We start from the raw sequence: 15685 nt of genomic DNA on the forward strand, positions 1-15685 counted from the left end.
CGAAACACGAATACTAACTCGCTCTGTTGAATTAACACCTATGTCCCATCAAACCCATATCGCCATCATCGGCATGTCCGGCATGTTTCCCGGCGCAGCCAATGTGCCGTCTTTCTGGGAGAACATCCTGCATAAAAAAGACGCCATTGAAACTGTGCCCGCTAACCGGATAGATGCCCTATTCTTTGATACGCAAACCACGGCGCCTGACCGCTTTTACTGCCGCCGCGGTGGTTTTATAGATGCACATGCACAATTTAACCCCGTTCCCTTCGGCATTTTGCCTGTAGCCGTTGAAGGCACAGAACCCGAGCAATTGCTGGCCCTGCAGCTTGCACGCGATGCCCTGCGTGATGCAGACCTGCTGCACAATCATATCTCATTGGGCAATACCGGCATCATCATTGGCAAGGGTAACTACAGCGGTCCTGCCGCTGTGCGTGCCATTGAAATTGTACGCAACGGCGAACAGCTGGCAGCACTGCTGCGCACTGCGCTGCCGCATTTATCACCCGAAGAGCTACAGCAGGTAAAGCAGCAATACCAGTTACAAAAAGGCCGTTTTACACCAGATACCGTCATGGGTTTAATTCCCAACCTCACCGCATCGCTGGTAGCCAACCGGCTTAACCTTGGCGGCACTGCGCACACAGTAGATGCAGCCTGCGCCAGCTCGTTACTGGCCGTGCACCAGTGTATACAAGAGCTGGAAAGCGGCCGCTGCGATACCATGATTGCAGGAGGCGTACATGCCTGCCAGAATGCACCTTTCTGGAGCATTTTTACGCAGCTGGGGGCCTTATCCAGGCAACAGCAGATACGCCCGTTTGATCAGAAGGCAGACGGGCTGCTCATTGGCGAAGGCTGCGGTTTCGTGGTACTCAAAAAGCTGGAACACGCGCTGCGGGATGGCAACAAAGTATACGCCGTAATCAGGGGCACCGGTATATCCAGCGACGGCGCCGGCCAGAGTGTGATGAGCCCTGCTGTAAAAGGCCAGGTAAAGGCCATTACACAGGCCTGGCAACAGGCTGGCTTGCCCATGCAGCAGGTGGGTTATATTGAGGCACATGGCACCGGCACCCCATTAGGAGATAAAACAGAGATCGCCTCGTTGCAGCAGGCATTCGGCTTTGATGCTGCATTGCCTAAAGCAGGACTGGGTTCCGTAAAATCCAATATAGGTCACGCCATGCCTGCAGCCGGCATTGCCGGTTTAATTAAAACTGCGCTGGCTTTGTATTACGGCAAACTGCCGCCTACCCTGCATTGCGATGAGCCGGTAAATGCCCTGCAGCAAACCCGCTTTGCACCGGTAACCGAAACAGCAGACTGGGATGCAGGCACCCTGCCACGCATAGCCGGTGTAAATGCTTTTGGTTTTGGCGGCATCAATGCCCATGTGGTGTTACAAGGCTTTGAAGCATCGAAGCAGATTCCGCGGAAGTCAACACAAAGCAGCAATACCACACAGCAAAAAGACAAAGTGCTGCTGCTGGCACGCCCTAGCAATGAGGCACTGCTGCAGGCGCTGCAACACAACGAACAGCAAACAGGGGAAGGCAATTTCCGCATTGCCTTGTTTGATCCCACCCCTGAACGCATACAGAAGGCCATCAAAATAGTTACCCGCAACACCCCATGGCGCAACAGGCAGGATATCTGGTATACACCTGAACCACTATTAAGCAACGGCGGCAAACTCGCTTTTGTATTTCCTGGTCTTGACGGACTGGCTGCCGGTGAAACAGCTTCCATTGCGCAATACTTTAACCTCACTCCTGTACAGCATTCCGCTACCCGGACAGGTGAACTGTTGCACAATGTTTTCGCTGCCATCAACAGCAGCCGTTATATTGATGCAGCCCTAAAACAACTCGGTGTGCAACCTGATATAATTGCCGGCCATAGCCTGGGTGAATGGCTGGGATGGAGCAGCGCAGGCATGGTAGAAGAAGCATCTGTGCTGCAACTGCTGGGCGACTTAAACCCGGCAGATTACCAGTTGCAGCATTCCCGTTTCCTGGCAGTGGGTTGCGGGTATGATCGTATCAAACCTTTGATGGATCAGATTCCAGGTCTCTATTTATCCAACGATAATTGTCCGCAGCAGATCATTGTTTGCGGCACACCGGAAGCAGTGGAACAATTAACCACCCTGTTACTGGAGCAGCAGGTATTTCACCAGCAACTGCCCTTCCAGAGCGGCTTCCACTCCCCTTTTGTAAAGGCACAGTTACCCTTGCTGCTGGCCAATGTAAACAAGATCAGCTTTACGCCGGGCAAGGTGCCGCTATGGTCTGCCACCAGCCTGCAGCCTTACCCGCAAAACAAGGAAGCCATATTGGCCTTAACAGAAGAACACTTAACACATACCGTTCGCTTCAGGGAATTAACACAGCAGCTGTACAAAGAAGGCGTACGGGTATTTATACAGGCAGGTGCAGGCGGACTGAACGGCTTTATAGACGATACGCTGAAACAGCAATCCTACAGCGCGGTTGCAGCCAATGTGGCCACGCGCAGCGGCATTGGCCAGCTGCAACGGGTACTGGCCGCTTTATTTGTAGAAGGCCGTGCTATTGCGATGGATTTTATACAGCCACAACAACCTGTGAAACAGGCAGGCACAGCCATACAGCTGCAACTGGGCTCACCACTGGTGCAACACTGGCCACTGCTGCAAAGCATTGCCACACCACCCGCGAAACCACGTGCAGCAGGCATACCGGTATCGCAGCCTGTGCAGGCATTGCCGGCACATGCACCGGCCCTTGCGCAAACAGTCAGCGAAAACATAGCCCTGCTGCAGGAGGCACAAAACGAATTGCTGGCGCTGTTACAGCAACGCCCCGTAACAAGCACCACACCTGCATTTGCCGCACCGCCGCCTGTACAGCCCAAACAATTTAACGCGCCTTTGCAGGTATCATTGCACACACACCCCTACCTGCTGGATCATGCACTGATGCGGCAGAAAGAAGGCTGGCAGCATATGGACGACATGGAGCCGGTGATTCCCATGACCATGATACTGGAACTGTTTGCCGATGCTGCAGCCAATGCCGCACCTGGCAAACGGGTACTGCAGATAAACGAAGTACAGGTATTTCAATGGATGAGCGTTGCCACCGATTTAAACAGCGTGATTCAATGCGAATGGCAAAACAACAACAGCCTGCAGCTGCACATTGACCAGTATGCGCGCGCAGGTGTGCTGCTGGGTGATAGCTATACCGCAGCGCCGCCTTTTAACCTGAACCCGGGTGAAGCCACCGGCATTGCTCCTGACCGGGCCACCATTTACCGCGGGCATATGTTTCATGGACCGGCCTACCAGGGCATTGTACGCGTGTTACATACCGGCAAACAGGGCATCACCGGTATTATTGAAGGCGGCACAGGCAAAGGCTCATTGCTCGACAATGCAGGACAGCTCTTTGGGCTGTGGCTGCAACTGACATTAACAGAAGAGCGGGTAGCCTTCCCGGTAAACATCCGCGAAGTAAATTTCTACGATGATTATACCAGGCAGCACGGAACATTTGAGTGCACCTGTGTGCTTACACAACTCACACCGGAATATGCATTGGGCGATTTCATTTTGATGCGCGATGGCAAAGTATGGGCCACCATTAAAGGCTGGCAAAACAGGCGGCTCGAAATAGATGCCCGCCTGTGGCAAAGCTGCATGCAGCCGCTGGGCACTGCATTGAGCGATATGCTTGCGCCGGGCGTATTCTTCTTCAACAGCCGTTACCAGCGCGTGAATTCATGGCATTTTATTCTAAAGCGATACTTCACCGGGGCTGAACGCCGTTATCGACAGCAATTGCCGATAAACAAACAAAAGCAATGGACCATCAGCCGTATTGCAGCTAAAGATGCCGTACGTTATGTGCTGGACCAACGTGATGCATCCTGTTATCTTAACGAACTGAGCATACATAACCATACCAACGGGCAGCCTTATGCAAGCGGTGAAACAACGGCAGACATACAGCTTTCCATCGCCCACAAAGGCACCGATGCAGTGGCCATTGCCGCAGCAGGTAAACGGGTTGGTATTGACATAGAGCTGATAGCCCCACGCAGTGAAGGTTTTATCGATATGGTATTCGCTGCACAGGAATGGGCGCTGATCAAAGACCTTGACCTGCCTGAATGGACTACCCGCTGCTGGGTAGCGAAAGAAGCTTATGCCAAATACCTAGGCACAGGTTTACAGGGCAACCCGAAACAATACGGGATTACAGCGATACAAGGCCATGCGCTTAAAATAAACGAGACCTGGATCACCACAATTCAACACAAAAATTACATTATCGGATGGACCATTTAACACCAGCAACCAGACTTAGCAGCGACGAGATTTTCGTTGTACTCAAACAATTCATCACAGAAGTAATCGGCGCCGAGTTTGCAGACGGGCTCGACATTTCAAAGGACAGCACCTTTACCCGCGACCTGGAAATGGACAGCATTGAGCTGGTTGCTTTCTCGGAAAAAGTAAAACAGCATTTCGGCACAGGCATCGATTTCACCGGCTGGTTATCGAACATGGATATAGACCAGCTTATTGCATTAAACCTGAACAACATCATCCAATACATCCAGCAATGCCAGTAATCAAGTTAACCAGTAACACCACCCTGCACTACCAGGAAATGAACAGGGGCGCTGCAGAAACCATTGTGCTGATACATGGCATGATGAGCAACCTCTCTGTGTTTTATTTCAACATCGCTCCCATGCTCGCACAGCGGTACCATGTAGTGCTGTACGATTTAAAGGGCCATGGCCTCAGCAGCAAATGCACCTGGGGTTATCACCTGCAGGGCATGGCAGCCGATTTAATACAACTGCTCGATGCACTGCACCTGCGCCAGGTACACGTGGCCGGTTACAGCTATGGTGCACTGATTGCCCTGCAAACAGCCGTATCGTATCCCGAACGCATACAGCAACTCGTAGCCATTGAAGCGCCCGACCCATTTGAACAGCAAACATTGGCCCGCATTGATGCCTACAGCAAAAGTGCATTACTCGAACAAATAGCCGCAGCCGGCAAGGCACAGGGCAAACCCATGAGCAAAAGACAACTGGAACGCAACTATAACCTCTATCATTTTTTATTGAAACAAACCACCCTGCAGCAGGATATGCTGGCTGAAAAAGATTTCATGCAGCAGCCAGGCATTGACCGCCTGCTGCACAATACGCTGCTGTTATACGGCACCGATTCTCCCTGCGCCAGTACAGGCAAACAGCTGCTGCGTAAAATACCCAACGCACAACTTGCCTGGCTGGCAGGCGACCACCACATACCCGTGCAACAACCCTTCCAGGTAGGCAGCAGCATCAACAGTTTCCTGCAACCACGTGAAAACAGGATACACCATTTTCAACCTTCTGCCACAAGCATCGGCGTAGAAACACCCGGCTGGAACCTGGCGATGTAGCGGCTGCGCCGCGTTCCGAAGTTCAATTGTTCAATGGTTCAATGGTTAGCAGCCATACCCGATTCAACACGAGCAATGGAACTTTTGAACTACTGGAACTTTTGAACCGGCGCTCTATCAACGTCAAACCTGAAACTTGAAACACAAAACTGAAAACACCATGGCTAAATTTGTATTCACTGTTCCCCCGCTCGCAGGCCACGTAAACCCTACGTTAAGCATTGGTGCTGCCCTGCTGCAGCAGGGACATGAAGTAGGCTGGATAAGCATTGACCCAACACTCGAAACCCGCCTGCCGCAGGGCGCACACTGGCTGCCTGTACCGCCGCAGCCCGGTACCCTGCCCGAAGCAGAACGCATCAGCAATATTTCGCAGCAAAATGTATACGGTGTAGAAAGCATCCGCTTCCTGTACGATGATGTGCTGATTCCATTAAACCGTTACCTGTACCACTGTATCTGCGACCTGCTCGACAGCTACCGGCCCGACCTGGTTATACACGATCACCAGGTATTTGCAGGGGCCATGGCTGCCTGGAAAAAAAACATTCCGTTTGTTACTTCGGTTACCGCACCTGCTTCTGTAAAAATGAAAGATGAGCTGCCGGCCATACACCAGTGGGAAAACAATAAAATACTGCAACTGCAGCAACAACTTGGCCTGCACCATCCTGAAGCCATTACGCTTTCACAGCAACTGGTGCTGCTGTATACCACGCAGTTGTTTTTTGGTGATACGCAGCTTTCACAAGAATACCATTTCACCGGCCCCGTTACTTCCAACAGACCGGCGCATGTAGCTTTTAACTGGGATGCCTTTCACGCGCATGGTTACGCCTATACCATACTCGTATCTATCGGCACTACGTTTGATCATGCGTATAAAAAAGACTTCTTTGAAAAGCTGGTCGCCGCATTCGCCGGGGAGAACATACAGGTGATTGTGGTATCAACACCCGGTTTGCTCAACAGCTGGCCGGAGAATTTTATAGTACAGGAACGCGTGCCGCAACTGCAATTGCTGCCGTATGTGGATGCCGTTGCTTGCCACGGCGGGCAAAACACCGTATCTGAAACCCTGCAGCATGGCCTGCCCCTGGTAGTAGTGCCCATTGCATACGACCAGTCGTATGTAGCATCGCGTGTAACCGCTACCGGATGCGGGCTGCGGCTGAATTACAAGCGTTTTACTCCTGCACAGCTGCGGCAGCATGTATACAGCATCTTAACCGAACCTGCCTATAAAAACGCTGCTGAAACCATGCGCCATTCGTTTGAACAGGCAGGCGGCACTGCCTATGCCGTTCAGCTGCTCGAAAACTGTTTGCAAACACAGCCTGCTTTCACCACACTTACCTAACCCTGCTCAACTATCTGTATCATGGCTAAATTTTTATTTGTAGTTCCGCCCTTTTTCGGCCACATCAGTCCTACCCTGAGCGTGGGCGCCACTTTGCTGCAACGCGGACACAAGGTGGTATGGACAGGGCTGCAACCTCTGGCGCCGCACCATATACCCGAAGGCGGCGTATGGATTACTCCTGAAGAAGAACTGGCCCCGCACCGCGAGGCGATTGCACGTGTGTTAAAACGCCAGGATGACGGCCCCAACATTTCAGGTGCAGAAGCCCTGAAACTGGCACTGGAAGAAACCTATGCCCCCTTTTGCCGCTGGATGATGCCAGGCGTATCACGCATTGCCGATAACTTTCAGCCGGATGTTATTGTGAGCGATTGCATTACCTGGGCAGGCGCCATATGCGCTTACAGCAAAGGCATTCCTTATGCCACTACCACGCCGGTGCCACCCGGCATTGTGGGTGAAGAAATGCTGGAAACACCTAAAATCAATGCCTGGCAAAATGCCCTGATCACCGGCCTGCAGCAGGAGTTTGGCATTTATACCGATGCACACATTGTTAACTCACCGCAGCTGAATATTGTATTCACCTCTGCCGAGTTTGCCGGTTGCACAAAGCCACCGCCACACATGCAATTTACCGGGCCGGTGAAAGGCAGGCCCAACAATGCACCGTTTGACTGGGATAAACTGGCGGCGATGCCTTCTCCCAAAGTATACGCCTCTATCGGTACTTTGCTGGTAAACATACGCAAGGAGTTTTTCAGCAAGCTGGTTACTGCATTTGGCAATACACCGGTAACCATTGTGGCAGCAACACATCCCGGCATTATGGAAGAATGGCCGTCGAATTTTATTGTGCAGGATTTTGTACCACAGTCGGCTGTAATGGCACAGATGGATGCAGTGATTTGTCATGGTGGCTTTAATACCGTGAACGACACCTTCCTGCATGGCCTGCCCATGATAATCACGCCCATTGCCTATGACCAGTTTCATACGGCATCGCTGATAGAGCGCGCCGGCTGCGGCATTAAACTGCGCTACAAGCGCCTGCGCATACCCGACCTGCAGCAGGCCCTGCATAATGTGTTGCACAACCCGCAATACAGGCTGGCCGCACAACGCATACGGGAAACTTATATCAATGCGGGCGGCAACGATGCAGCAGTATTTCACCTCGAACAATTTGCAGCCGCAAACAAAACCAGCACCCATCTAACGAATGCAAACAGCCACATATGAGAAGACAACTGATTTTTCTTGAACACCTGATGTATGGCAACGGAAGCCAGCCTTTCAATGGTGTATTTCACCTGCAGCTGAAAGGCGGGATTACTGCTGAAGGGTTGCGGCATGCGCTTGACCGCATACAGGTAAAACATGCCATGTTGCGCGCACGCATTACCACCGGTGCACATAACATGCCGTGGTTTGAATGCCAGGTAGAAGCACCGCCCATTCCGCTGGAGATTGTTTCACGAGAAGATGATGACCACTGGCGCAGGCGAACAGAACAGGAATGGAAAACCTTGTTCCCGGTTGAAACCGGTCCGCTTGCGAAAATGGTATGGTTACGCGACGCCGCTACCAGCGATCTGCTGCTGGCCTTTCATCACTGTTTGTGCGATGGCTCTTCTGCAGTAGCCATTGTGCAGGAATTATTATTACTGCTGGAACAACCCGGCGCCCACATCGGCACGGATGATATGATACCGCCCGTGCAGCAATGGGCTAAACAGTACATTCAATGGCCGCTGCTGCACAGCCTTTCCCGCCGCAGCATGGCTGCAGCAGCCAAAATATTTATAGGTGCAGGCGCAGCTTTTATTAATACCAGCAAACCCCTGAACATACCCAGGAATGAAGATTACCTGCTGCACTGGAAGCTGGATGCAGCACAGTCTGCCGCGCTGTTGCAGCAATGCAAACTGCATGGCGTAACGGTAAACACCGCGCTGGCGCTGGCCTGGCTGCGTGCGTATGAAGTAGTGAAACAGGCAGGTAAATTCAAAATCACCTGCCCGGTCGACATCCGAAAGTTTGTACCGGAAATAAAAAGCGATAGTATATTCTCCTTTGGCGTCTCTATCAGTTTTGCATTTGACGGTGACACCAAAACACCTTTCTGGCAAAAAGCCATCTTACTGCAACAACAGGCAGCCAAACAGTTACAGCAACTGAAACCATATCATCTACTCTGTTCGCTTGAGCATTTTCATGGTATACAGCCTGCCATGCAAAAGCTGTTTCGGTACGGTAAAATCAAGAACGATTTTATGTTCTCTAACATGGGGCCGCTGCCCATCCGGCAAAAGTACCATGGCTTTGAAGTAACAGCCATCCATAGTCCAACAGTGATTGGCCCGTTTGGAAACCCCACCACCATCATCACCTCTACCTATGACGGTCAAATGGATTTTGGTTTTGTTTCCAACAACACCATTGTTTCGCTGGAACAGGCAAAGGCCATCAAGGCAGCTGCACTAAATCTGTTGTTTAGCCACGCAGCCATTGCTACAACAGCTATACAACACATCACCCTGCAAAACACCATTGCATGAAACGCAAACTGCTGATAGGCGAACGGATTATGTATGTAGACGCCGCAACTCCCGTAAATTGTGTATTCACTGTACGTTTGCTTGGGCAAATTACGCTGCCTATGCTTGAAACAGCCTGCGCACGCCTGCAGGCCTCACATGCCATGTTGCGCGCTGTGATACGCAAAAATGCCTGGGGCCGCCCCTATTTTGTTACCAGGCCGCAAACACTGCCGCTCCCCATTGTGATACGTGAACGCAGTCACAATGACCAATGGCTCAATGAATCGGAATGGCAGTGGAAACAGCTGTTCAATGAATACGAAGGGCCACTGGCAAGGATGGTGTGGTTACGGGGACCACAGGTTTCAGAACTGATGCTGGTTTGCGCACACTGTATCTGCGACGGCACCACCATTGCCAACCTCATGCGCGAACTGTTGCAGCTGATCGACAACCCTGCTGCCGAACTCGGTACAGACGAAGGTTTCAGCCACCTGCGCCAGCTGTTGCCCCGGCACCGGCTGCCATTCTCCAAAAAACTGAAAACATCTTTATTCGCCGGCATTACCCGTGTAAGCATGCAGGCAAAAAAGTTTGCGATAGCTGCACCCGGTACACCGCAGGTGTTGCACTGGAAACTTTCCGAAACAGCTACAACCGATTTGTTACTGCGCAGCAAACAGGCAGGCTGCTCCCTGCATACCATGTTGTGTGTGGCTTTTCTGCAGGCGTTTAAAGAAGTACAGGGCGATAGTGCACGCGGCAAACTGATTTGCCCCGCAGACATCAGGCGCTATGTGCCGGCCCTTGCCAAACACCATATGTTTGCCTATGCACCGGTGATAGAATTGTCACTGACTGCAACAACGGGCAATGATTTCTGGAGCCATGCGCAGTCACTCAAACAAACGCTTATGCTGCACCTCAACAACCTGCATGTGGAAGACCAGCTGTTGTTGGGTGAATATTTCCACGGCAGTGTGCCGCAAATGATACGCATGCTGCAAAGCATGGACGGCGCGCATGATGTAACCCTCAGCAATATGGGCAAACTCGATATCCCGGCGCATTACAAGCATTTTGACGTGGCAGATGTGTTCAGTCCAACAGTGGCTTTTCCCTGGCGCAATGCCAACACGCTTGTAGCCAGTTCGTTCCGCAACCGGCTGGATTGCTGTTTTGTGTTTAACGATGCTTTTTTAAGCAAATCGGCGGCAGAGCGCATCCGCGACCGGGCTACCAGCCTGCTGCAGCAGCCCTATACCGTGCCTGCTGCCTGATCTGCAGTATCCTGACCTTTTCCGGTTGTAATGGCAGGTATATATCAGCCGTTTGTTCATTCTGACAGCCGTTATTGCCTGCCGGGTAAACTAGCATCTTTTTTGAAGAAATTAGGAAAAGTACTTTATGGATACAACAGATAAAAAAGAAACCTTCCGCGACATTATCCAGAGCGGCAAACCCGTACTGGTTGATTTTTTTGCAGAATGGTGTGGCCCCTGTAAAACCATGGCGCCTGTGCTAAAACAGGTGCAGGAAAAAATGAAAGATGAACTGCGTATCCTGAAAATGGACGTTGATAAAAACCCCGCAGTTGCCCAGGCTTTCGGTATACAGGGTGTACCTACGTTTATCCTCTTCAAAAACGGCGAAATTGTATGGCGTCAGTCAGGAGCCATGCCCCAGGCGCAGCTGGAGAGTTTCCTGAGGCAGAATATGTAATGGTTAGTGCGTACCGGCTTTGCCGGTGAATAGTGAATAGTCAATAGTCAATAAATTATGCGCGTGGCTGTGTCCCCACAGCCGCCGGCGAAGCGGTCGGGAAAACTCGCTAATCAATCTGACGCGTTGCAATAAATTCCTCCGCTTCACGACTGACGACTTACGTAAAAAAATCCCCGGCCTTAAACTGGCCGGGGATTTTTTTATAGTTCGTTTTTCTTTAGCTGTGTTACCGCATAATCTACGGCCCTTGCTGTTAAGGCCATGTAGGTAAGCGAGGGGTTTTGTGTGGAGGTAGATGTCATACATGCGCCGTCTGTTACAAATACATTCTTGCAGGCATGCAGCTGGTTCCATTTGTTGAGCATAGATGTTTTGGGGTCATTGCCCATGCGTACACCGCCCATCTCGTGAATATCCAGTCCGGGCGCCTGTTTGGAATCGCCTGTTTTGATGTTGGTAAAACCGGCTTTGGTGTACATCTCGGTCATCTGCTCAAAAAAGTCTTTCAGCATTTTCTCATCATTGTCATCATAAGCAATGTCAAGATGCAATAACGGAATACCCCATTCATCTTTTTTACTGGCATCAAGGGTGAGCTTGTTGCTTTCTTTCGGGATGGTTTCACCCATCATATGCGAGCCAACATACCAGCCGGTTGTTTCGGGGTTAAACAGGTTTTCTTTCAGTGTTTTGCCAAAGCCTTCCGTATGCATGTTTTTACCACGGCCTGATGAAAAGCCTGCTGCGTAGCCACGCAAAAAGTCCGTCTCCTGTTTTACCACGTTGCGGAAGCGCGGAAGGTATGCACTGGTGGGCGTACGGCCATCGGTGGTGCTGTCTTTAAATCCGTCGTACTCTGCCGAGATATGGCCGCGATAGTTGTGAAATGCAAAGTATTTGCCCAGCACACCGCTGTCGTTACCCAAACCATTGGGGAAACGGTGCGAGGTAGAATTGAGCAGGATGATATTGGTGTTCACGGCAGCCGCATTTACAAAAATCACGTTGGCATAATACTCAATCATCTCCTTGCTTTGCGTATCTACCACGCGTACGCCGGTTGCTTTTCCTTTCTGTTCATCGTAAATAATAGAATGCACTACCGAGTGCGGGCGCATGGTTAAGTTACCGGTGCGCTGTGCCCAGGGCAAGGTAGATGAATTGCTGCTGAAATACCCGCCAAACGGGCATCCGCGCTGGCAAAGGTTTCTTTTCTGGCATTGTCCCCTGCCCTGTTCCAGGTGTATGGGCTGCGGTTCTGTAAGATGCGCACAACGTGCATAAATCACATTGCGGTCTTTATAGTTTTTCGATACGAAGTCTTTGAAGTAATTCTCCACACAGCTCAGTTCAAGCGGGGGCAGAAACTCACCGTCAGGCAGGTTGGGCAAACCGTCTTTATTGCCGGAGATGCCTGCGAATTTCTCTACATGGCTGTACCAGGGCGCGATGTCTTTGTAGCGGATAGGCCAGTCAACTGCAAAACCATCCCTTGCCGGGCCTTCAAAGTCAAAGTCGCTCCAGCGCTGCGTTTGGCGGGCCCACAACAGTGACTTGCCACCCACCTGGTAACCGCGTATCCAGTCAAACGGTTTGTCCTGCACATACGGATGTTCCGTGTCTTTTACAAAGAAGTGCATGGCATCTTCCCTGAATGCATAACAACGGCTTACAACAGGGTTGGCTTCTTTTACATCGGCTGTTATATCGCCCCTGTGTTCAAATTCCCAGGGATATTTGTTGGTAGTAGGATAATCTTTCAGGTGCTGTACATCGCGGCCTCTTTCAAGCACCAGTGTTTTGAGACCTTTTTCTGTAAATTCTTTTGCAGCCCAGCCGCCACTGATACCTGAACCGATTACAATAGCGTCGAACGTGCGGGTTTCTTTAGTATTGCCCATATAATTGAGGGTAAAGCGTAAATGTTAAGCCACCTTTCTGGCAGCGGGTTTATAGGGTACACAGCCTTTGTAACGGGAAGGCACCAGTTCGTACACCTGAACCTTGGTTAAATAAAATTTGGAGCTGGTATAACAGCGGATGGTAAGTCGTTTGGTAGCCTGATAAAACCAGGCTGCATCATCTTTTTCATCTTTCACTGTTTCCAGTTTGGTCAGCAGGGCTTCGCGCTGCTGCGGTGTGCTGCTGAGGTAGTTTTTACCGTTCAGGTCATTGCTCATTTTCTCAAATGCGGCAAAACCTGCCTGCCAGCGGTCACGATCGGCTTTGGTAAAGCAATCATCTACCATGGTTAACACAAACAGGTGTGCAGATACATCTTTGGCACCGGGTGTGGTAGTGGCAGGGATAATGGTTTCGGAAAGTTCGGCCAGGGTCTTTTCCTGGTCTCCGTCAATCGCTATATGCTTTAACAGCATACTCGATTTGGCATGATGCTGCAGGCACGCTGGCAATAAGGCCATCCCCGCAGACATGTACAAAAATTGTTTCAGAACGGTTCTTCTGTTCAATGGCATCGCTCGGTTGTTTTACGGTTGGGAGCAGTAAGATAAAAGAATAAAAGCTAATGGCAAAAATAATAGCAAAACCGTTTTATTACTGGAAAGAACTGTGATACTCTTTTGGCTTTTCCCTGTACTTTTCCGGCAACTGCCCAACCATCAAACAATAAAACAATCTTATTACATATTACAGATTCTTTATATTGCAAACCATGTTCAATTATTCTGTGATTAATGTTATTACCGGCCTGGTATTTATTTTCCTGCTCTACAGCCTGTTTGTAACCGCCTTGCAGGAGGGCCTGGCCGGTTTGTTCCAGCGCAGGTCGCGCGTTTTGTATAAGGGCATTCGCAGCATGCTTAGCAATACGCAGCCCAAAGGGCGGTTTGCCCAGTTACGCGAATACCTTGTTTGCAGGATAACGGATTTATATACCTGGCTGCTCGGCTGGTTTGTGAAAAGAGCGCCGCGCACTTTATACGGCCGCTTTTATGCGCATCCCATTATTAAAAACTATGGGGAGAATGCACTGTTCAGCAAACCCTCCTATCTCAGTGCAAAGAACTTTTCTACGGTGCTGATTGATACGCTCAAAAATCTTGACCCGGAGAATGAACTGAAGAAAGCTGATTTTATGATGGTGCAAAATGCCATCAATACCTACAGTAAAGCACCTGCCGCACAGCCCGGCACGCAGCCGCAGCAACCGGTTATTGATGCAGATACGTTTAAAATACTGAACTACCATCTCAACGAATCGGAAGGCAGCCTTGACCTGTTTGCGCAACACCTGGAACAGTGGTTCAACGATTCTATGGACAGGGTAAGCGGCTGGTATAAAAGAACCACGCATTTCTGGTTGTTTGGCATTGGATTGCTGCTGGCCATAACCCTGAATATTGACAGCATCAGTATCTCTACCTGTCTTTCAAAGAACAAAGACAAGAGCGATCAACTGGCAGCCATTGGCGCTGCCGCCGCCACCAACCCTTCTTACAATCCCGCGAACGACAGTTCGCTGGCCAGCCAGGCTTTTACACAACTCAATGCCGATCGCGACAGCATAACCACCCTGCTGGGACTGGGCTGGAAAGATTATGGCAAAACAGACACAACCTTTATCCGCCTGTTACAAAAAAGGCACCTTGCCTTTTTACAGCAGGTGCCTTTAACCAATAACATCCCCGATTCAATATTTAATCAACACGGGTTTTATATAAAGTCCAGTTATATAGCCAGCCATATAACGTGGACGAGTTTCTTCGGTTTCTTTATCACGGCCATTGCCATTAGCCTGGGTGCGCCTTTCTGGTTCGATTTGCTGAACAAGTTTGTGAACCTGCGTTCCAGCGGTAAAGCCATTGATCCAAGCGGCAGTTCTACGCGCAACGGTGTTGCGGGCAATAACTAGAAGCTGGTGATTTCGATGCCACCCATAAACGCGGTGCCATCAATAACCAGCACTTTGTTTTGGGTTGGGTCTGCATCTACAAGGGTACGCTTGTCATCAATACCGCCCATGATGGCAGTAAGATCACTTTTTATAATCCAGTCTGCCGGCAGCAGCAATTTGCAGCCACCCATAAAGCAGGTGATGTCCAGCGTGGCGGGTGATTGTAAGCCGGCATTGCGCAAATCGATGGAAGCGCCGCCCATAAAACAGGTTACATCACCACCCTTGAAATCGTCGGTAGCCACCACCGCTTTGTTGTTCGAAAAAACGGCAGTGATATCTACCTCCTGTGCTTTCCATTCCCTTTTGTAATAACGTCCGCCGTTGTAACGCGACATCAGGAAGAAACCGGTGATCATAATAGCAGCCGGCCACACATATTCATGCAGGTTCCAGCCGGGCATCTGCATATTCAGCACACCATATACACCCCAGAAAAAAGGGAATACCCACACAGGGTTCCTGAAACGGTTAGCCAGTGCAATAGCCAAACCTGCGGCAACCGCAAACATGGGCCAGCTTACCAGCCATGCAGGTATACCCGTAAAAAATTTTGAGGCGAACAAGATAAAGCCCGCGGCAACCAGCACTAAACCAATAACCGGCCTGTGATTGCGCTGTATTCTGTTGGTATGAAAACGGCTCATAAAATGATGTTTTAATTGATACACCAAAA

At 50.5% G+C, this 15685-nt stretch carries 12 protein-coding genes; 9 read left to right on the forward strand and 3 right to left on the reverse strand.

What is annotated here, in order from left to right; translation table 11 throughout:
• The first annotated feature begins 40 nt into the window (after positions 1-40).
• The 8 genes from DXN05_RS14420 to trxA all read left to right on the forward strand — a co-directional run bounded on the left by DXN05_RS14420 (position 41) and on the right by trxA (position 11090).
• Positions 41-4342 (forward strand): type I polyketide synthase, encoded by a 4302-nt coding sequence (locus DXN05_RS14420; RefSeq protein WP_116847986.1) that lies wholly within the window; start codon positions 41-43, stop codon positions 4340-4342.
• Positions 4330-4629 (forward strand): acyl carrier protein, encoded by a 300-nt coding sequence (locus DXN05_RS14425; protein ID WP_116847987.1) that lies wholly within the window; start codon positions 4330-4332, stop codon positions 4627-4629. The genes DXN05_RS14420 and DXN05_RS14425 overlap by 13 nt, the downstream gene beginning before the upstream one ends.
• The gene (locus DXN05_RS14430) at positions 4620-5462 is read left to right on the forward strand and encodes an alpha/beta fold hydrolase (RefSeq protein WP_116847988.1); all 843 of its coding nucleotides are present in this window, start codon (positions 4620-4622) and stop codon (positions 5460-5462) included. Before DXN05_RS14425 ends, DXN05_RS14430 begins: the two co-directional genes overlap by 10 nt.
• Positions 5463-5622: 160 nt before the next feature.
• Positions 5623-6822 carry a glycosyltransferase gene (locus DXN05_RS14435; RefSeq protein WP_116848263.1) on the forward strand — a complete coding sequence of 400 codons (1200 nt, stop codon included), beginning with the start codon at positions 5623-5625 and terminating at the stop codon, positions 6820-6822.
• 21 nt (positions 6823-6843) lie between these two features.
• A complete protein-coding gene (locus tag DXN05_RS14440; protein WP_116847989.1) occupies positions 6844-8067 on the forward strand; it encodes a glycosyltransferase in 1224 nt (407 codons plus the stop codon).
• Complete coding sequence (locus tag DXN05_RS25080) at positions 8064-9386, forward strand: condensation domain-containing protein (protein ID WP_245975215.1); 1323 nt, start codon at positions 8064-8066, stop codon at positions 9384-9386. Before DXN05_RS14440 ends, DXN05_RS25080 begins: the two co-directional genes overlap by 4 nt.
• Positions 9383-10648, forward strand: coding sequence for a hypothetical protein (locus tag DXN05_RS14455; protein WP_116847992.1), 1266 nt, complete (start codon positions 9383-9385; stop codon positions 10646-10648). The genes DXN05_RS25080 and DXN05_RS14455 overlap by 4 nt, the downstream gene beginning before the upstream one ends.
• Positions 10649-10775: 127 nt before the next feature.
• On the forward strand, positions 10776-11090 hold the full coding sequence (gene trxA / locus DXN05_RS14460) for a thioredoxin (RefSeq protein ID WP_116847993.1): 315 nt from the start codon (positions 10776-10778) through the stop codon (positions 11088-11090).
• 203 nt (positions 11091-11293) lie between these two features.
• On the opposite strand, the gene DXN05_RS14465 is transcribed toward trxA, so the two are convergent.
• On the reverse strand, positions 11294-12994 hold the full coding sequence (locus DXN05_RS14465) for a GMC oxidoreductase (protein WP_116847994.1): 1701 nt from the start codon (positions 12992-12994) through the stop codon (positions 11294-11296).
• Between the two features lie 24 nt (positions 12995-13018).
• Positions 13019-13471, reverse strand: coding sequence for a gluconate 2-dehydrogenase subunit 3 family protein (locus tag DXN05_RS14470; RefSeq protein ID WP_158559258.1), 453 nt, complete (start codon positions 13469-13471; stop codon positions 13019-13021).
• A 296-nt stretch (positions 13472-13767) separates the two neighbouring features.
• On the opposite strand from DXN05_RS14470, the gene DXN05_RS14475 reads away from it, so the two are divergent.
• On the forward strand, positions 13768-14967 hold the full coding sequence (locus DXN05_RS14475; RefSeq protein WP_116847996.1) for a hypothetical protein: 1200 nt from the start codon (positions 13768-13770) through the stop codon (positions 14965-14967).
• Here the strand turns inward: DXN05_RS14475 and DXN05_RS14480 are convergent.
• Positions 14964-15656 carry a LiaF transmembrane domain-containing protein gene (locus DXN05_RS14480; protein WP_116847997.1) on the reverse strand — a complete coding sequence of 231 codons (693 nt, stop codon included), beginning with the start codon at positions 15654-15656 and terminating at the stop codon, positions 14964-14966. The two genes, DXN05_RS14475 and DXN05_RS14480, sit on opposite strands and share 4 nt — an antisense overlap.
• Positions 15657-15685: the final 29 nt, after the last annotated feature.

Source organism: Deminuibacter soli, assembly GCF_003412455.1.
GTDB classification, from domain to species: domain Bacteria; phylum Bacteroidota; class Bacteroidia; order Chitinophagales; family Chitinophagaceae; genus Deminuibacter; species Deminuibacter soli.